This is a genomic window from Pseudomonas reidholzensis (genome assembly GCF_900536025.1).
In the GTDB taxonomy this organism is placed as follows: domain Bacteria; phylum Pseudomonadota; class Gammaproteobacteria; order Pseudomonadales; family Pseudomonadaceae; genus Aquipseudomonas; species Aquipseudomonas reidholzensis.
Genome location: NZ_UNOZ01000013.1, coordinates 405,742 through 422,537 on the forward strand (window position 1 = coordinate 405,742; position 16,796 = coordinate 422,537).

General features: G+C 66.1%; 12 protein-coding genes. 6 read left to right on the forward strand and 6 right to left on the reverse strand.

Annotated elements, in window-relative coordinates:
• The 4 genes from pabB to rloA form a co-directional block, all read right to left on the reverse strand.
• Positions 1-1,344 (reverse strand): aminodeoxychorismate synthase component I, encoded by a 1,344-nt coding sequence (pabB, locus tag CCOS865_RS09935; RefSeq protein WP_119140257.1) that lies wholly within the window; start codon positions 1,342-1,344, stop codon positions 1-3.
• A 225-nt stretch (positions 1,345-1,569) separates the two neighbouring features.
• Positions 1,570-2,550 carry an alpha-L-glutamate ligase-like protein gene (locus tag CCOS865_RS09940; RefSeq protein ID WP_119140259.1) on the reverse strand — a complete coding sequence of 327 codons (981 nt, stop codon included), beginning with the start codon at positions 2,548-2,550 and terminating at the stop codon, positions 1,570-1,572.
• Positions 2,550-4,085 carry an osmotic stress tolerance membrane protein RloB gene (gene rloB, locus CCOS865_RS09945; RefSeq protein WP_119140261.1) on the reverse strand — a complete coding sequence of 512 codons (1,536 nt, stop codon included), beginning with the start codon at positions 4,083-4,085 and terminating at the stop codon, positions 2,550-2,552. Before rloB ends, CCOS865_RS09940 begins: the two co-directional genes overlap by 1 nt.
• Before the next feature lie 5 nt (positions 4,086-4,090).
• On the reverse strand, positions 4,091-4,627 hold the full coding sequence (rloA, locus tag CCOS865_RS09950; RefSeq protein ID WP_119140263.1) for a retropepsin-like aspartic peptidase RloA: 537 nt from the start codon (positions 4,625-4,627) through the stop codon (positions 4,091-4,093).
• Positions 4,628-4,912: 285 nt separating this feature from the next.
• Here rloA and CCOS865_RS09955 point away from each other — a divergent pair, with 285 nt between their 5' ends.
• From CCOS865_RS09955 to prpD, 6 genes are all read left to right on the forward strand, one after another.
• On the forward strand, positions 4,913-5,629 hold the full coding sequence (locus CCOS865_RS09955; protein ID WP_119140265.1) for a GntR family transcriptional regulator: 717 nt from the start codon (positions 4,913-4,915) through the stop codon (positions 5,627-5,629).
• The gene (prpB, locus tag CCOS865_RS09960; protein ID WP_119140267.1) at positions 5,626-6,516 is read left to right on the forward strand and encodes a methylisocitrate lyase; all 891 of its coding nucleotides are present in this window, start codon (positions 5,626-5,628) and stop codon (positions 6,514-6,516) included. The genes CCOS865_RS09955 and prpB overlap by 4 nt, the downstream gene beginning before the upstream one ends.
• A 163-nt stretch (positions 6,517-6,679) precedes the next feature.
• Entirely contained in the window at positions 6,680-7,807 is a 1,128-nt protein-coding gene (gene prpC / locus CCOS865_RS09965; RefSeq protein ID WP_119140269.1) for a bifunctional 2-methylcitrate synthase/citrate synthase, read from the forward strand.
• Between the two features lie 197 nt (positions 7,808-8,004).
• Positions 8,005-10,593 (forward strand): Fe/S-dependent 2-methylisocitrate dehydratase AcnD, encoded by a 2,589-nt coding sequence (acnD, locus tag CCOS865_RS09970; protein WP_119140980.1) that lies wholly within the window; start codon positions 8,005-8,007, stop codon positions 10,591-10,593.
• 152 nt (positions 10,594-10,745) lie between these two features.
• A complete protein-coding gene (gene prpF, locus CCOS865_RS09975) occupies positions 10,746-11,936 on the forward strand; it encodes a 2-methylaconitate cis-trans isomerase PrpF (RefSeq protein ID WP_119140271.1) in 1,191 nt (396 codons plus the stop codon).
• Between the two features lie 56 nt (positions 11,937-11,992).
• The gene (prpD, locus tag CCOS865_RS09980; protein ID WP_119140273.1) at positions 11,993-13,477 is read left to right on the forward strand and encodes a 2-methylcitrate dehydratase; all 1,485 of its coding nucleotides are present in this window, start codon (positions 11,993-11,995) and stop codon (positions 13,475-13,477) included.
• A gap of 125 nt (positions 13,478-13,602) precedes the next feature.
• Here prpD and CCOS865_RS09990 read toward each other — a convergent pair whose 3' ends face one another.
• The gene (locus tag CCOS865_RS09990; protein ID WP_119140275.1) at positions 13,603-15,189 is read right to left on the reverse strand and encodes an aldehyde dehydrogenase (NADP(+)); all 1,587 of its coding nucleotides are present in this window, start codon (positions 15,187-15,189) and stop codon (positions 13,603-13,605) included.
• Between the two features lie 27 nt (positions 15,190-15,216).
• Positions 15,217-16,770 (reverse strand): UxaA family hydrolase, encoded by a 1,554-nt coding sequence (locus CCOS865_RS09995; protein WP_119140277.1) that lies wholly within the window; start codon positions 16,768-16,770, stop codon positions 15,217-15,219.
• Positions 16,771-16,796 lie beyond the last annotated feature (26 nt).

Genomic DNA, 16,796 nt, shown 5'->3' on the forward strand with positions numbered 1-16,796 from the left:
TCAGAGGCCCTGCAGCGTTTCCATCAACACCCGAACCTTGGCGATCGACTCTTCATATTCCGCCTCCCACTGCGAATCCGCCACCACCGCGCCGCCGCCCCAGCAGCTGGCCTGGCCGTCCTTGATCAGCAGGCTGCGAATGGCGATCGAGCTGTCCATCTCGCCGCGCACGTCGAGGTACAGCAGCGACCCGCAGTACAGCGCCCGTCGCGTTGGCTCGAGCTGGTCGATGATCTGCATGGCACGGATCTTCGGCGCGCCGGTGATCGACCCGCCGGGGAAGCTGTCGCCGATCAGGTCGAGCGCGTCCTTGCCAGCCGCCAGGCGCCCGGTGATGCTGCTGACCAGGTGGTGCACGTTGGGGTAGCTTTCCAGGCTGAACAGCTCCGGCACCCGCACCGTGCCGATCTCGCAAGTGCGCCCCAGGTCGTTGCGCAGCAGGTCGACGATCATCAGGTTTTCCGAGCGATCCTTGGGGCTGGCGCGCAGCTCGGCGGCGTTGCGTGCGTCCTGTTCGGGGTCGCTGGCGCGCGGCCGGGTGCCCTTGATCGGCCGGGTTTCGACCTGGCCCTGGCTGACCCGGACGAAGCGCTCCGGCGAAAAGCTCAGCAGCGCGCTGCCGTCGGCCAGTTGCTGGTAGCCGGAAAACGGCGTCGGGCAGGCCTTGCGCAGGGCCTGGTAGGCCCGCCACGGGTCGCCTTGGCAGGGTGCACGGAAGCGTTGGGTGAGGTTGATCTGGTAGCAGTCGCCGGCCTGGATGTACTGCTGCACCTGGTCGAATGCGCTGCGGTACTGGGCTGGGGTCAGGTCACCGCGCATCGGCGAGCGCAGCTGGAAGTCGCCGCTGTCATCGCTCATCGGGGTCTGGAACAGGCTGCGCAGGCGCTGCCGTTCGGTTTCAGCGAGGCTCGGGTGGAACACCAGTTGGCTACTGCGCAGGTGGTGGTCAGTGACCAGCGCCCAGGCGTACAGGCCGAGTTGTGCGTCAGGCAGGCCGAGGTCGTCCTGGGCCTGGCTGGGCAGGTGCTCCAGGCGCCGGCCGAAGTCGTAGCTGAGGTAGCCGATCAGGCCGCCGGCGAAGGGCAGTTCGATGCCGCTGGGCAGCTCGGCACGGCCCAGCTGGTGCAGGCTGGCGCGCAGGCGCTGGAGGTAATCTCGCCCGTCCTCGTTGGGCTCGGCTTGCAGGTGTTCGATCGGCCAGGCGCTGAGCAGGTCGAAACGGCCGCGCTCGGCACCTGGGCGGGCGCTGTCGAGCAGGATCGCACCCGGCGCAGTGCGCAGGCGAGCGAAGTAGGCGGCGGGGTCGGCTTGGTAGGGCAGGGGGTGGAGCGTACAGGTCGGCATGCGAGTGGGCGGCGTTGAAAAGCGAGGAGGGGATTGTAATGCGCTGTAGGAAAAGGGCCTAGCACTGGGTGCGACATTGAAATCCGTGTTTGCTGCATTGGGGCCGCTTTGCGGCCCTATCGCGACACAAGGCCGCTCCCACAGGGACCGCGCTACGATTGGATCAGCGCGGACCTTGTGGGAGCGGCCTTGTGTCGCGAAAGGGCTGCGCAGCAGCCCCAGAATTCACCGCGAAGGCACGTGCCCGAACAGGCCTTGGGCAACCTTGACCCGCTGATCGGCGTCTTCGCTCAGGCCATCCTTGGCCAGCGCTTCCAGGTGCGCCTCGATGGCGTGCGTACGCTGGGTCAGGCCGCAGTCGTTGGCGATCTGGATGTTCAGCCCCGGGCGCGCATTGAGCTCGAGAATCAACGGCCCCTTGTCCTGGTCCAGGACCATGTCGACGCCGATGTAACCCAGGCCGCACAACTCATAACAACCGGCCGCCAGCTTCATGAAGCCGTCCCAGTTGGGCAGCTGCACGCCGTCCACCGCGTTGGTGGTGTCCGGGTGCTTGCTGATGATGTTGTTCAGCCAGGTGCCGCGCAAGGTCACGCCGGTCGCCAGGTCGACACCGACGCCGATGGCGCCCTGGTGCAGGTTGGCCTTGCCGCCCGACTGGCGGGTCGGCAAGCGCAGCATGGCCATCACCGGGTAGCCCATCAGGACGATGATGCGGATGTCCGGCACGCCCTCGTAGCTGATGCTCTTGAAGATCTGGTCCGGGGTCACCCGGTACTCGATCAGCGCCCGGTCGCGGTGGCCGCCCAGCGAGTACAGGCCCGTGAGGATGCTCGACACCTGGTGTTCGATTTCCTCGTGGCTGATGATCTTGCCCGACACCGTACGGTAGCGGTCTTCGAAGCGGTCGGCGATCACCAGGATGCCGTCACCGCCAGCGCCCTGCGCCGGCTTGATGACGAAGTCGCTGCGCCCGCCGATGATCTCGTGGAGCTTGTCGATCTGCTTCTCGGTCTCGATCACGCCGTACATTTCCGGCACATGAATGCCGGCCTTGATCGCGCGCTCCTTGGTGATGATCTTGTCGTCGACGATCGGGTACAAATTGCGCTTGTTGTACTTGAGGACGTAGTCCGCATTGCGCCGGTTGATACCCATGATGCCCCGGGCCTCCAGGGCTTTCCACGTCTTGATCAGGCCAAACATCAGGCGTCAGCCTTCTTCAGGAATGCCTTGAAGCGTACGAGCTCGGTCAGGCGGTAGCCGCGGTAGCGACCCATCGCCAGCATGAAGCCCACCAGCACCAGCAGCACCGCCGGGAAGGTGAAGACGAAGTACACCAGCTCCGGCACCATCATCAGCAGGTGCGCCAGCGAGGCGGCGAACAGGGTGCCGATGGCGACTTTCATGGCATGGCCACCGCCACGTTCTTCCCAGGTGATCGACAGGCGTTCGATGGTCATGGTCAGGATCACCATCGGGAACAGCGCCACCGACAGGCCGCGCTCCAGGCCCAGCTTGTGGCTGAACAGGCTGATGGCGGCGATCAGTACCACGACGAAGGTCAGCACCACCGACAGCCGTGGCAGCATCTGCAGCTTCAGGTGTTCGAGGTACGAGCGTAGCGACAGGCCGAGTGCGGTGATCACGGTAAACAGCATGATGCCGAAGCCCAGCTGGGTCTCGCGGAAGGCCAGGGCGATCAGTACCGGGGTGAAGGTACCCAGGGTCTGGATGCCGATCAGGTTGCGCAGGACCAGGATCACCAGCACGCCGATCGGGATCATCACCATGATCATGAAGGTCTGCTGGGTCTGCAGCGGCAGGCCGTACAGCGAGTATTCGAGGAAGTCGGCGTCGGTGTTCTCGTCGGTCAGCTTGGCCAGGCGGATGGCGTTCATCTCGCTGTTGTTCATGCTGAAGGTGACGTTGGCTTTCTTGCCGCCATCGACGGTGATCAGGTTGTCATCGCCGGTCCACCACAGCAGGCGGTCGCTGGGCAGGCCCTGCTCGCCGGTGTCCGGGTTGAAGTACAGCCAGTCGTTGCCGTTGAAACTGCGCAGCCACAGTTCAGGGGTCTGCGGGGTGTCGGCGACCAGGCGGATGGTGTGCACCTTTTCCATCGGCACGTGGGCGATGGACAGCAGCAGGTCGATGATCTTGGCCTTGTTCAGCGCCGAAGTGTCGCCGGCCAGCAGCAGCTTGACGTTGTCGTCATTGAGGTTGTTGACCCGCTTGATGGTCTCGCCGACAAACGTCTCGACGTCGGCCGAGTGCTGGCGGATCGGCGCCATCAGGGCTTCGGCGGCGATCTTCTCGGGGCCTTCGACCGCCAGGCTGTCACGGAAGGTCGGGCCTTTGATGGTGGTCTTTTCATTGCTGTAGCGCTTGGTCAGCACCAGGCGGTAGTACAGCGTCTGGTTGCCGCTGGCGCGACGCGCCGACCAGGTCACCTTGCGGTTGCCGTCGGTGCGGTTGACGCTCACCCCGTAGTTGTTGGAGATAAAGCTCTCGTTGAGGCTGACGTAGTCGCGGCTCAGCGGGGGCACGAACATCTGCACCTTGACCGGGTCCTTGGCACTGGCGACGAACTCGACCTTGGCGTCGATGTTCCACAAGTCGTCGGTCTCGTCTTCGGTCACCGGGATGCCGAGAAAGAAGATCTGATAGGCCGTGACCGCCACGCCCAGCAGCACCAGGACGGTGATGAGGACTTTGAGGTGAAGGGTAAGAGAGCGCATCGGGATTACTCTGCTTTAGGAGCGTCGGTGGCACAGGCAGGTTTGCCGGCCGCGTATTTGAGGCTGGGGTCGACCAGCGCGTCGAAGTCTTTCAAGGCCTCGGAGCCGATCAGCAGCGGGAACTGGAACGCGCTGCGGTCGGTGAGGTTGACTTCGATGGTGCGCAGGGCTCGGCCCATGCAAATGTTCAGTTCGATGACCGGGCGCGCGGTATACGCCTTGCCTTCTTCCGCGTCGTAATCGCCGGCGCGGCGCTTGATCTTGCTGACTCGGGCCAAGGGCCGTTCGATCGGGTGCGAGTGCGCGGCGTCGATGGCCAGGTAGAAGCGCACCCAGCTCTCGCCATTGCGCTTGAAGCGCTTGATGTCGCGGGCACTCAGCGAGGCGGTCTTGGCGCCGGTGTCGAGCTTGGCCGCCACCTCCAGGTCGAGGTCGTTGAGGCGGGCGTATTCGTTCAGGCCGTACACGGACTTCTCCGCCGCCTGGCCAAGGGCCGGCAGCAGGGCGAGGCAGAGCAACAATAAAACGGGTGTAAGTCTCATAAATCCTGGCGCGGTGCTGTGCGGGTTTCAGGGCAAGGCGACTGGCCAAGCATCCTCGTTAATCTATCAATGCCCTGCAGGGATGACAGACACGCTATTCATACTCCCTCGGGAAGCGCGGCATTCTATCACGCCGATGTGTTGACGCCAGCGGGTCGCAATCTGACAGCGCTGGCGCCGGGTAAGTTCGTTATTAGTAGATTGTCGACAATATGCATTTTGTCTTTGACTCAGGACCTGCTTTTAGCTAGTTTTGCCACTAGTGAAACCAAAGGTGTCGACAATATGCTGGACGTAACCCAGGCCCCCGCCACGCTGCCGGAAGAATCGGAAACCCTTTCCGAGAATGTCTTCCGGCGCATCCAGGCGGCTATCGTCAAAGGCGACATCGCCCCAGGCAGCAAGATCTCCGAGCCTGAGCTGGCGCGCACCTATGGCATCAGCCGCGGGCCGCTGCGCGAGGCCATCCACCGCCTCGAAGGTCAGCGCCTGCTGGTGCGGGTGCCGCACGTCGGCGCGCGGGTAGTTTCGCTGAGCCATGCCGAGCTGATCGAGCTGTACGAGATCCGCGAGTCGCTCGAGGGCATGGCCTGCCGGCTGGCCGCCGAGCGCATGAGCGTCGCCGAAATCGACGAGCTGCGCCGGGTGCTCGACACCCACGAGCGCGACGCCGCCTTCCAGGCCGGGCTCGGCTATTACCAGCAGGAAGGCGACTACGACTTCCATTACCGGATCATCCAGGGCAGCGGCAACCAGACCCTGGTGAAGATGCTCTGCGGCGAGCTGTACCAGCTGGTGCGCATGTACCGCATCCAGTTTTCCGCCACGCCCAACCGCCCGCACCAGGCGTTCGCCGAGCACCACCGGATTCTCGATGCGATCGCCGAGCGTGATGGCGAGCTGGCTGAACTCCTCATGCGCCGCCACATCGGCGCATCCAAACGCAATATCGCGCGCCACTATCAGGGCGCAGACAACAATAGCCCACGAGGTGAGTCATGACTGTGAAGAGCACGCCCGGCCAACGTTTCCGTGACGCGGTCGCCGCCGAACATCCGCTGCAGGTGGTCGGGGCGATCAACGCCAACCACGCCCTGCTGGCGCAACGCGCCGGCTTCAAGGCCATCTACCTCTCCGGTGGCGGCGTCGCGGCGGGTTCGCTGGGCCTGCCTGACCTGGGCATCAGCAACCTCGATGACGTGCTTACCGACGTGCGGCGGATCACCGACGTGTGCGACGTGCCACTGCTGGTGGATGTCGACACCGGCTTTGGCGCCTCGGCGTTCAACGTGGCGCGCACCGTGCGCTCGATGAACAAGTTCGGCGCTGCGGCGATCCACATCGAAGACCAGGTCGGCGCCAAGCGCTGCGGGCACCGGCCAAACAAAGAGATCGTCTCCCAGCAGGAGATGGTCGACCGCATCAAGGCCGCGGTGGACGCGCGCCTGGACGACAGCTTCGTGATCATGGCGCGCACCGACGCCCTCGCGGTAGAAGGCCTGAACGCCGCCCTCGACCGCGCCGCTGCCTGCGTCGAGGCGGGGGCCGACATGATCTTCCCCGAAGCGATCACCGAACTGCAGATGTACAAGACCTTTGCCGACCGGGTGCGCGCACCGATCCTGGCCAACATCACCGAATTCGGCGCGACTCCGCTGTACACCACCGAACAGCTGGCCTCGGTCGACGTGTCGCTGGTGCTCTACCCGCTGTCGGCGTTCCGGGCGATGAACAAGGCGGCCGAAAACGTCTACACCGCGCTGCGCCGCGACGGCACCCAGCAAAACGTGGTCGACACCATGCAGACCCGCATGGAGCTCTACGATGCCATCGGTTACCACGCCTTCGAGCAGAGCCTCGACGCGTTGTTCGCCCAGAAGAAAGGTTGAATCGTGCTCGCAGTGCCGGCCTCTTCGCGGGTAAACCCGCTCCTAGCAGGTCGGGTGCTGCCGATGCGGTCTCTGTAGGAGCGGGTTTACCCGCGAAGAAGACCACCCAGATACAGTTGATTAGCCGGACCTTCCATAACAAGTTCAATAAAGGAGAAACACAATGGCCGAAGCAAAAGTACTCAGTGGCGCAGGCCTGCGTGGCCAGGTGGCCGGCCAGACCGCGCTGTCGACCGTGGGCCAGGCCGGCGCCGGCCTGACCTACCGCGGCTATGACGTGCGCGACCTGGCAAAACAGGCCGAATTCGAAGAAGTCGCCTACCTGCTGCTGTACGGCGAACTGCCGAGCCAGGCCCAGCTGGCGGAATACAAGACCCGTCTCAAAGGCCTGCGCGACCTGCCGCAGGGGCTCAAGGAAGTGCTCGAGCGCATCCCGCGGGACGCCCACCCGATGGACGTGATGCGCACCGGCTGCTCGGTGCTCGGCACCCTAGAGCCGGAGCTGACCTTCGACGCCCAGCACGGCAAGACCGATCGCCTGCTGGCGCTGTTCCCGGCGGTGATGTGCTACTGGTACCGCTTCAGCCACCACGGTGTGCGCATCGAGTGCAACAGTGACGAGGACACCCCGGGCGGGCACTTCCTGCACCTGCTGCACGGCAAGAAGCCGAGCGAGCTGCACGTCAAGGTGATGAACGTCTCGCTGATCCTCTACGCCGAGCACGAGTTCAACGCCTCGACCTTCACCGCGCGGGTCTGCGCCTCGACCCTGTCCGACCTGTACTCGTGCATCACCGCGGCCATCGGCTCGCTGCGCGGCCCGCTGCACGGCGGCGCCAACGAAGCGGCGATGGAGCTGATCGAGCGTTTCCAGAGCCCGCAGGAGGCCACCGCCGAGTTGCTGCGCATGCTCGAGCGCAAGGACAAGATCATGGGCTTTGGCCATGCGATCTATAAAGAGTCCGACCCGCGCAACGAAGTGATCAAGGGCTGGGCCAAGCAGCTCGCTGATGAGTGTGGTGACCGGGTGCTGTACCCGGTCTCCGAGGCCATCGACAAGACCATGTGGGAGCAGAAGCGCTTGTTCCCCAACGCCGACTTCTACCATGCCTCGGCATATCACTTCATGGGCATCCCGACCAAGCTGTTCACGCCGATCTTCGTCTGCTCGCGCCTGACCGGCTGGGCCGCGCATGTGTTCGAGCAGCGCGCCAACAACCGCATCATTCGTCCGAGCGCCGAGTATGTCGGCGTCGAGCAGCGCGCATTCGTGCCGATCGAGCAGCGCTGAACTGAAGATCCTGGGGCTGCCTTGCAGCCCATCGCGACGCAAGGCCGCTCCCACAGGGTTTTTGCGTCGCTGAGCAGACCTGCGGCATGCACGAACCTTGTGGGAGCGGCCTTGTGTCGCGAATGGGCCGCGAAGCGGCCCCGCTGACAAGCGCCGCACCGTCCACTGAACACCGTGACCGAGCCTGACTAATAATGATGAACACAGCCTTCCGCAAGCCCCTGCCAGGCTCAGACCTGGACTACTTCGACACCCGCGCCGCGGTCGAGGCTCTCAAGCCCGGTGCCTACGACGGCCTGCCGTACACCTCCCGGGTGCTCGCCGAAAACCTCGTGCGACGCTGCGACCCGGCCACCCTCGACGCCTCCCTGCTGCAGCTGATCGAGCGCAAGCGCGACCTCGACTTCCCGTGGTTTCCGGCCCGCGTGGTCTGCCACGACATCCTCGGCCAGACCGCGCTGGTCGACCTGGCCGGCCTGCGCGATGCGATTGCCGACAGGGGCGGCGACCCCGCCCAGGTCAACCCGGTGGTGCCGGTGCAGCTGATCGTCGATCACTCGCTGGCGGTCGAATGCGGGGGCTTCGACCCGCAGGCGTTCGACAAGAACCGCGCCATCGAAGACCGCCGCAACGAAGACCGCTTCCATTTCATCAACTGGACCAAGAAGGCCTTCAAGAACGTCGACGTGATCCAGCCCGGCAACGGCATCATGCACCAGATCAACCTGGAGAAAATGTCGCCGGTGATCCACAGCGACCACGGCGTGGCCTACCCGGACACCTGCGTCGGCACCGACAGCCACACCCCGCATGTCGATGCGCTGGGCGTGATCGCCATCGGCGTCGGTGGCCTCGAAGCCGAGAACGTCATGCTCGGCCGGGCCTCGTGGATGCGCCTTCCGGAAATCGTCGGCGTCGAGCTGACCGGTCGCCTGCAACCGAACATCACCGCCACCGACCTGGTGCTGGCCCTGACCGAGTTCCTCCGTCAGCAGAAAGTCGTCGGTGCCTACCTCGAGTTCCACGGTGAGGGCGCCCGCGCGCTGACCCTGGGCGACCGCGCGACCATCTCCAACATGGCCCCGGAATACGGTGCCACCGCCGCGATGTTCGCCATCGACCAGCAGACCATCGACTACCTGCGCCTGACCGGCCGTGAAGAACAGCAGGTCAAGCTGGTCGAGACCTACGCCAAGGTCACCGGCCTGTGGGCTGACAGCCTGGTCAACGCCGAGTACGAGCGCGGGCTGAGCTTCGACCTGTCGAGCGTGGTGCGCAACATGGCGGGCCCGTCCAACCCGCACGCCCGCGTCGCCACCAGCGACCTCGCTGCCAAGGGCATCGCTGGCGCCTGGGAAGACGTGCCTGGGCAGATGCCCGACGGCGCGGTGATCATCGCCGCCATCACCAGTTGCACCAACACCAGCAACCCGCGCAACGTGATTGCCGCCGGGCTGATGGCGCGCAACGCCAACCGCCTGGGCCTGACCCGCAAGCCGTGGGTCAAGTCGTCGCTGGCGCCGGGCTCGAAAGCGGTCAAGCTCTATCTGCAGGAAGCGGGGCTGGAGCAGGAGCTGGAGCAACTGGGCTTTGGCATCGTCGCCTTTGCCTGCACCACCTGCAACGGCATGTCGGGCGCGCTCGACCCGCAGATCCAGCAAGAAATCATCGACCGCGACCTGTACGCCACCGCCGTGCTCTCGGGCAACCGCAACTTCGACGGGCGCATTCACCCCTATGCCAAGCAGGCCTTCCTCGCCTCGCCGCCGCTGGTAGTGGCCTACGCCATCGCCGGGACCATTCGCTTCGACATCGAGAAGGATGTGCTGGGCGTGGTCGACGGCAAGGAGATCCGCCTCAAGGACATCTGGCCGAGCGACGAAGAAATCGACGCCGTGGTGCGTGCGGCGGTCAAGCCAGAGCAGTTCCGCAAGGTCTACATCCCGATGTTCGCCATCGAGGAAGACAAGGGGCCGAAGGTCCCACCGCTGTATGACTGGCGCCCGATGAGCACCTATATCCGCCGTCCGCCGTACTGGGAAGGCGCCCTGGCCGGCGAACGCACCCTGCGCGGCATGCGCCCGCTGGCCGTGCTGCCGGACAACATCACCACCGATCACCTGTCACCTTCCAACGCGATCATGCTCGACAGCGCCGCTGGGGAATACCTGGCGAAGATGGGCCTCCCCGAAGAGGACTTCAACTCTTACGCGACCCACCGCGGCGATCACCTGACCGCTCAGCGGGCGACCTTCGCCAACCCCAAACTGTTCAACGAAATGGTGCGCAAGGACGACGGCAGCGTGAAGCAGGGTTCGCTGACCCGGCTCGAGCCGGAGGGCAAGGTGACACGCATGTGGGAGGCGATCGAGACCTACATGGCGCGCAAGCAGCCGCTGATCATTGTTGCGGGTGCCGACTACGGCCAGGGTTCGTCGCGCGACTGGGCGGCCAAGGGCGTGCGCCTGGCCGGGGTCGAGGCGATCGTCGCCGAAGGCTTCGAGCGGATTCACCGCACCAACCTGGTCGGCATGGGTGTGTTGCCGCTGGAGTTCAAACCCGGCACCGACCGTACCACCCTGGGCCTGGATGGCAGCGAGTGCTACGACGTGATAGGCCAGCGCACGCCACGGGCGACGTTGACCCTGGTGGTCACGCGACGCAATGGCGAGCAGCTCGAGGTGCCGGTGACCTGCCGGCTGGACACGGCTGAAGAAGTGTCGATCTACGAAGCGGGCGGGGTGCTACAGCGCTTCGCCCAGGACTTCCTCGAAGCGACCGCGTAACGGCGGGGGCTGCTTTGCAGCCCTTCGCGGCGGTCCGGCGTCCCGGTAAACCCGCTCCCACAGAGTTTTGAGCGATCCCTGTGGGAGCGGGTTTACCCGCGAAGGGCCGCAAAGCGGCCCCAGATGCACAACAGAATGATCAGGACAGACCCATGGCACATGCAGCGCAGATCAAAATCCCCGCCACCTACCTGCGTGGCGGCACCAGCAAAGGCGTGTTCTTCCGCCTGCAAGACCTCCCCGAGCGCGCCCAGCAACCCGGCCCGGCCCGCGACGCACTGCTGTTGCGGGTCATCGGCAGCCCCGACCCCTACGGCAAGCAGATCGACGGCATGGGTGGCGCCACCTCCAGTACCAGCAAGACCGTGATCCTCGCCCCCAGCACCCGCCCAGACCACGACGTCGACTACCTGTTCGGCCAGGTCGCCATCGACAAGGCCTTCGTCGACTGGAGCGGCAACTGCGGCAACCTCTCCGCCGCCGTCGGCTCGTTCGCCATCAGCAGCGGCCTGGTCGACCCCGCGCGCATCCCGCGCAACGGCATCGCCACGGTGCGCATCTGGCAGGCCAACATCGCCAAGACGATCATCGCCCACGTGCCGATCAGTGACGGTGAAGTGCAGGAGACCGGCGACTTCGAGCTCGACGGGGTGACCTTCCCGGCCGCCGAGGTGCAGCTGGAGTTTCTCGACCCGGCGGCCGACGAAGACGGCGACGGCGGGGCGATGTTCCCCACCGGCAAGCTGGTCGACGAACTGCTGGTGCCCGGTGTCGGCACGTTCCAGGCGACTATGATCAATGCGGGTATCCCGACCATCTTCGTCAACGCCGCCGACCTCGGCTACAGCGGCAGCGAGCTGCAGGACGCGATCAACGGCGACCCGCAAGCGCTGGCGCGGTTCGAGGCGATTCGTGCCTACGGTGCAGTGCGCATGGGGTTGATCGGCCATGTCGACGATGCCGCCCAGCGTCAGCACACGCCCAAGGTCGCCTTCGTCGCCCCGCCGGTCGGCTACACCGCGTCCAGCGGCAAGGCCGTGGCGGCTGCCGACATCGACCTGCTGGTGCGCGCGCTGTCCATGGGCAAGCTGCACCACGCCATGATGGGCACCGCGGCGGTGGCCATCGGTACCGCCGCGGCGATCCCCGGCACCCTGGTCAACCTGGCTGCCGGCGGTGAGCCGCGCAGTGCCGTTCGCTTCGGCCATCCGTCCGGCACCTTGCGCGTCGGCGCCGAGGCGCGCCAGGTCGATGGCCAGTGGCGCGTGACCAAGGCAATCATGAGCCGCAGCGCGCGCGTGTTGATGGAAGGCTGGGTGCGGGTACCCGGCGACGCCTTCTAGCACGCGGCGGCGCTCGGCTTTTTCGTTCGATCCTCTGCCACAGGAAGTACTGAGAGATGAGTGCCAACGTTGACCTGAACGACCGCCCGGACTACGACCGGGTGCTGCAGACCCTCGCCGACTACGTGCTCGACTACCAGGTCGGTTCGGCGGAGGCGCTCGACACCGCGCGCAACTGCCTGATCGACACCCTGGGCTGCGGCTTGCTGGCGCTGCGCTTCCCCGAGTGCAACAAGCACCTCGGGCCGCTGGTGGAGGGCACCGTGGTGCCGCACGGCGCGCGCGTGCCCGGCACCTCGTACCGGCTCGACCCGGTCAAGGCGGCCTGGGACATCGGCTGCACCGTGCGCTGGCTGGACTACAACGACACGTGGCTGGCCGCCGAGTGGGGGCACCCGTCGGACAACCTCGGCGGCATCCTGGCGGTGGCCGATCACCTCTCGCAACGGCGGGTGGCGGTAGGTGAACCGGCGCTGAGCATGCGCGACGTCCTCGAGGCGATGGTAATGGCCCATGAGATCCAGGGCGTGCTGGCCCTGGAGAACTCCTTCAACCGGGTGGGCCTGGACCATGTGCTGCTGGTCAAGGTCGCCTCGACTGCCGTCTGCGCCAAGCTGATGGGCGCCAACCGCGAGCAGTTGCTCTCGGCGCTGTCGCACGCCTTTGTCGACGGCCAGGCGCTGCGCACCTATCGCCATGCGCCCAACGCAGGCTCGCGCAAGTCGTGGGCCGCGGGCGATGCCTCGAGCCGGGGTGTGCGCCTGGCCGATATCGCCATGCGCGGCGAGATGGGCATCCCTGGCGTGCTCACCGCGCCGCAGTGGGGCTTTTATGACGTGCTGTTCAGCCACACCAACAAGGACCTGGCGCTCAAGCCGCCCGCGCAGCGCAGCTTCAGCCTGCCCCAGGCGTTTGGCAGCTACGTGATGGAAAACGTCCTGTTCAAGATCAGCTTCCCGGCCGAGTTTCATGCGCAGACCGCCTGCGAAGCGGCGGTGACACTGCACCCCAAGGTGCGCAACCGCCTGCACGAGATCGAGCGCATCGTCATTACCACCCATGAGTCGGCGATCCGCATCATCTCCAAGGTCGGCCCGCTGGCCAACGCCGCCGACCGCGACCACTGCCTGCAGTACATGACGGCGGTGCCGTTGATCTTCGGCAACCTGGTGGCCGAGCACTATGAAGACAGCTTCCACGCCGCCCACCCGACCATCGACCGGTTGCGCGAGAAGATGGAGATCGTCGAAGAGCCACGCTTCAGCCGCGAGTACCTGGAGGCCGACAAGCGCTCGATCGCCAATGCCGTGCAGGTGTTCTTCAACGATGGCAGCAGCACCGAGCAGGTCACCGTCGAATACCCGATCGGTCATCGGCGCCGGCGTGCCGAGGGGATTCCGTTGCTGGAAGAGAAGTTCAAGGCCAACCTCGCCACGCGCTTTGCGGGGCAGCGTTGTGCCGAGATCTTTGACCTGTGCAAGGCCCAGGCGCGGCTTGAGGCCACGCCGGTGCACAAGTTCGTCGATCTGTTGGTGATCTAGGTCGCGAGCGGGTTGGTGTGTTGCCAATGCAGGCCTCATCGCGGGTAAACCCGCTCCTACAGGGTGGACGTGCACAGACCCCGTAGGAGCGGGTTTGCCCGCGATGAGGCCGGTGCAGGACAGCCCTACCGAACAATCACCGCACGGCTCTGCTCGCCATCGAGCAACCGCGAAATCCCCAGCGGATTGCCATCCTGCAGCGCCGCTGGCAACAGCTCATCCGGGTAGTTCTGGAAGCACACCGGCCGCAGAAAACGGTCGATCGCCAACGTGCCGACCGAGGTGCCCCGCGCATCCGAGGTGGCCGGGTAGGGCCCGCCATGCACCATCGCGTCACACACCTCGACCCCGGTCGGATAGCCATTGAGCAGCACCCGCCCCACCTTCTCCTGCAGCAGCTCACTCAGCCAGCCATAGCCCGCCAGCTCCGCCGCTTCGCCGATCAGCGTGGCCGTCAGTTGCCCACGCAGCGCCCCGACGGCCGCCGCCAGTTGCGCCAGGTCGGCCACCTCGATGAGCAGCGTGGCCGGCCCGAACACCTCTTCCTGCAGCAGCGGATCGCCGCCCAGCAGCAAGCTGACATCCGCCTGGAACAACTGCGGCTGTGCCTGCCGGTCACCTTGCGCGGCGCCCGCCAGGTGCGTCACGCCCGGGTGGCTGTGCAGGTGCACGAGGCCCTGGCGGTAGCTGGCCAGCGTGCCCTGGTTGAGCATGGTCTGCGCCGGCTGCTCGGCCATCTGCGCGGTGAACAGCGCGATGAAGTCGCTGAATGCCGCCGAGCGCACGCCGATGATCAACCCTGGGTTGGTGCAGAACTGCCCGCAGCCCAGGGTCACCGACGCCGCCAACTCGCGCGCCAGGCTTTCGCCACGCGCCTGCAAGGCTTCAGGCAGGAGGATCACCGGGTTGATGCTGGACATCTCGGCAAACACCGGGATCGGCTGCGCCCGTTCCGCCGCCATGCGGCTCAGGGCATTGCCGCCCTTGAGCGACCCGGTGAAGCCCACTGCCTGGATCGCCGGATGCTTGACCAGCCACTCACCGACCCCGGCGCCATAGATCATGTTGAACACGCCGGCCGGCATGCCGCTGCGGCTGGCGGCCCGCAGGATCGCGTCGGCGACCGCTTCGGCAGTGGCCATGTGGCCGCTGTGGGCCTTGAACACCACCGGGCAGCCGGCCGCCAGGGCCGAGGCGGTGTCGCCACCGGCGGTGGAGAATGCCAGCGGGAAGTTGCTGGCGCCAAACACCGCCACCGGCCCGACGCCGATGCGGTACTGGCGCAGGTCGGGGCGGGGCAGGGGTTGGCGCTCGGGCAGCGCGCGGTCGATCCGCGCGCCATAAAAGTCACCCCGGCGCAGCACCTTGGCGAACAGGCGCATCTGGCCGCTGGTGCGGGCGCGCTCGCCCTGGATACGGCCGCTGGGCAGGGCGGTCTCGCGGCACACGGTGGCGATGAAATCATCGCCCAGCCCGTCGAGTTCGTCGGCGATGGCCTCGAGAAACGCCGCGCGCTGGTCGGCGGGCAGGTTGCGGTAGGCCGGGAAGGCCGCCGCCGCAGCGGTGGCAGCGGCGGCGACTTCAGCCTCTGTGGCCTGGCTGAACACGCCCGGCAACGGCTCGCCGGTGGTGGCGTCGAGGCTGGTGAGCAGGGTGTTGCCTTGCGCCGAGCGCTGGCCGGCGATGTAGTTGTGACCAAGGATACGGGTCATGCGGGCTCCGGTAATCAAAACGGGGTATCAGGTGATGGCGCCGATCTGCCACGGCACGAACTCGTTCTGGCCGTAGCCATGCTGTTCGCTCTTGCTGCGCTCGCCCGAGGCAATGCTCAGCATCAGGCGGTAGATGTGTTCGCCACGTTCTTCGATGGTCATGCTGCCGTCGGCAATGCCGCCGCAGTTGACGTCCATGTCCTCTTCCTGGGTTTCCCACAGGCGGGTGTTGGTGGCCAGCTTGATCGACGGCGAAGGCGCGCAGCCGTAGGCCGAGCCACGGCCGGTGGTAAAGGCGATCAGGTTGGCGCCGCCGGCGACCTGGCCGGTGGCGGAGATCGGGTCGTAGCCGGGCGTGTCCATGAACACCAGGCCGTGGGCGCGCACCGGCTCGGCGTACTCGTAGACATCCACCAGGTCACTGGAGCCGGCCTTGGCCACGGCGCCCAGGGACTTTTCGAGGATGGTGGTGAGGCCACCGGCCTTGTTGCCCGCCGAAGGGTTGTTGTTGAGCTCGGCGCCCATCCGTTGGCAGTAGGCTTCCCACCACTGGATGCGGGCGATCAGCTTCTCGCCCACCTGCTGGCTGACCGCGCGGCGGGTCAGCAGGTGTTCGGCGCCGTAGATCTCCGGGGTTTCCGAAAGGATCGCGGTGCCGCCGGCAGCGACCAGGCGGTCGACCGCATTGCCCAGCGCCGGGTTGGCGGTGATCCCCGAATAGCCGTCCGAGCCCCCGCACTGCAGGCCGACCGTGAGGTGGCGCACGCTGACGGGCTGGCGTTCGACCTGGTTGGCGTCGGCGAGCAGCGACTTGACCTGGGCGATGCCGCTGGCAATGGTCTTCGAGGTGCCACCGGTGCCCTGGATGGTGAAGGTGCGCAGCGCGTGGCTGCTTTGCAGGCCCTGGGCGGCGAGCAGGTCGGGAATCTGGTTGGTCTCGCAGCCCAGGCCGATCAGCAGCACCGAGGCGAAGTTGGCGTGCACGGCATAGCCACCAAGGGTGCGCCGGAGCATGGCCAGTGCCTCGCCACCGGGGTCGACCGCGCAGCCGACGCCGTGGGTCAGTGCCACCACGCCGTCGACGTTAGGGTAGGGCGCCAGCGCCTCGGGGTGGATGTCGCGGCGAAAGTGATCGGCGATGGCGCGGGCGACCGTGGCCGAGCAGTTCACCGACGTGAGGATGCCGATGTAGTTGCGCGTCGCGACCCGGCCATCGGCGCGCACGATGCCCATGAAGGTGTCGTCGTTGGGCGCCTGCTGCCCCTTGGCGTCAACGCCAAAGGCGTAATCGCGGGCAAAGTCGCCCATCGCCAGGTTGTGCACGTGCACATGCTCGCCGGCCGCGATCGCCTGGCTGGCAAAGCCGATGATCTGCCCGTAGCGGCGCAGCGGCTGGCCCGCCGTCAGGGCGCGGGCAGCGACCTTGTGGCCGGCCGGGATCGGCTGGCGGACAACGATGCCTTCGTCCAGCAGCAGGCCTTCGGTCAGTGGCTGGCGGGCCACCAGTACATCGTCCAGCGGGTTGAGTCGGATCACGGCGTTGGCAGCGCTTGCACTGCCTGTTGTTGTAATGAGTTGCATGACAGTCACCTCAATGGGGCGCGTGG

What these genes read in the sequence shown, in the direction of transcription:
- prpD (WP_119140273.1), top strand. Translation starts at nt 11,993, where the DNA reads ATGAGTGCCAACGTTGACCTGAACGACCGCCCGGACTACGACCGGGTG.
- CCOS865_RS09990 (WP_119140275.1), bottom strand. Translation starts at nt 15,189, where the DNA reads ATGACCCGTATCCTTGGTCACAACTACATCGCCGGCCAGCGCTCGGCG.
- prpB (WP_119140267.1), top strand. Translation starts at nt 5,626, where the DNA reads ATGACTGTGAAGAGCACGCCCGGCCAACGTTTCCGTGACGCGGTCGCC.
- rloB (WP_119140261.1), bottom strand. Translation starts at nt 4,085, where the DNA reads ATGCGCTCTCTTACCCTTCACCTCAAAGTCCTCATCACCGTCCTGGTG.
- rloA (WP_119140263.1), bottom strand. Translation starts at nt 4,627, where the DNA reads ATGAGACTTACACCCGTTTTATTGTTGCTCTGCCTCGCCCTGCTGCCG.
- prpC (WP_119140269.1), top strand. Translation starts at nt 6,680, where the DNA reads ATGGCCGAAGCAAAAGTACTCAGTGGCGCAGGCCTGCGTGGCCAGGTG.
- acnD (WP_119140980.1), top strand. Translation starts at nt 8,005, where the DNA reads ATGAACACAGCCTTCCGCAAGCCCCTGCCAGGCTCAGACCTGGACTAC.
- CCOS865_RS09940 (WP_119140259.1), bottom strand. Translation starts at nt 2,550, where the DNA reads ATGTTTGGCCTGATCAAGACGTGGAAAGCCCTGGAGGCCCGGGGCATC.
- pabB (WP_119140257.1), bottom strand. Translation starts at nt 1,344, where the DNA reads ATGCCGACCTGTACGCTCCACCCCCTGCCCTACCAAGCCGACCCCGCC.
- CCOS865_RS09995 (WP_119140277.1), bottom strand. Translation starts at nt 16,770, where the DNA reads ATGCAACTCATTACAACAACAGGCAGTGCAAGCGCTGCCAACGCCGTG.
- CCOS865_RS09955 (WP_119140265.1), top strand. Translation starts at nt 4,913, where the DNA reads ATGCTGGACGTAACCCAGGCCCCCGCCACGCTGCCGGAAGAATCGGAA.
- prpF (WP_119140271.1), top strand. Translation starts at nt 10,746, where the DNA reads ATGGCACATGCAGCGCAGATCAAAATCCCCGCCACCTACCTGCGTGGC.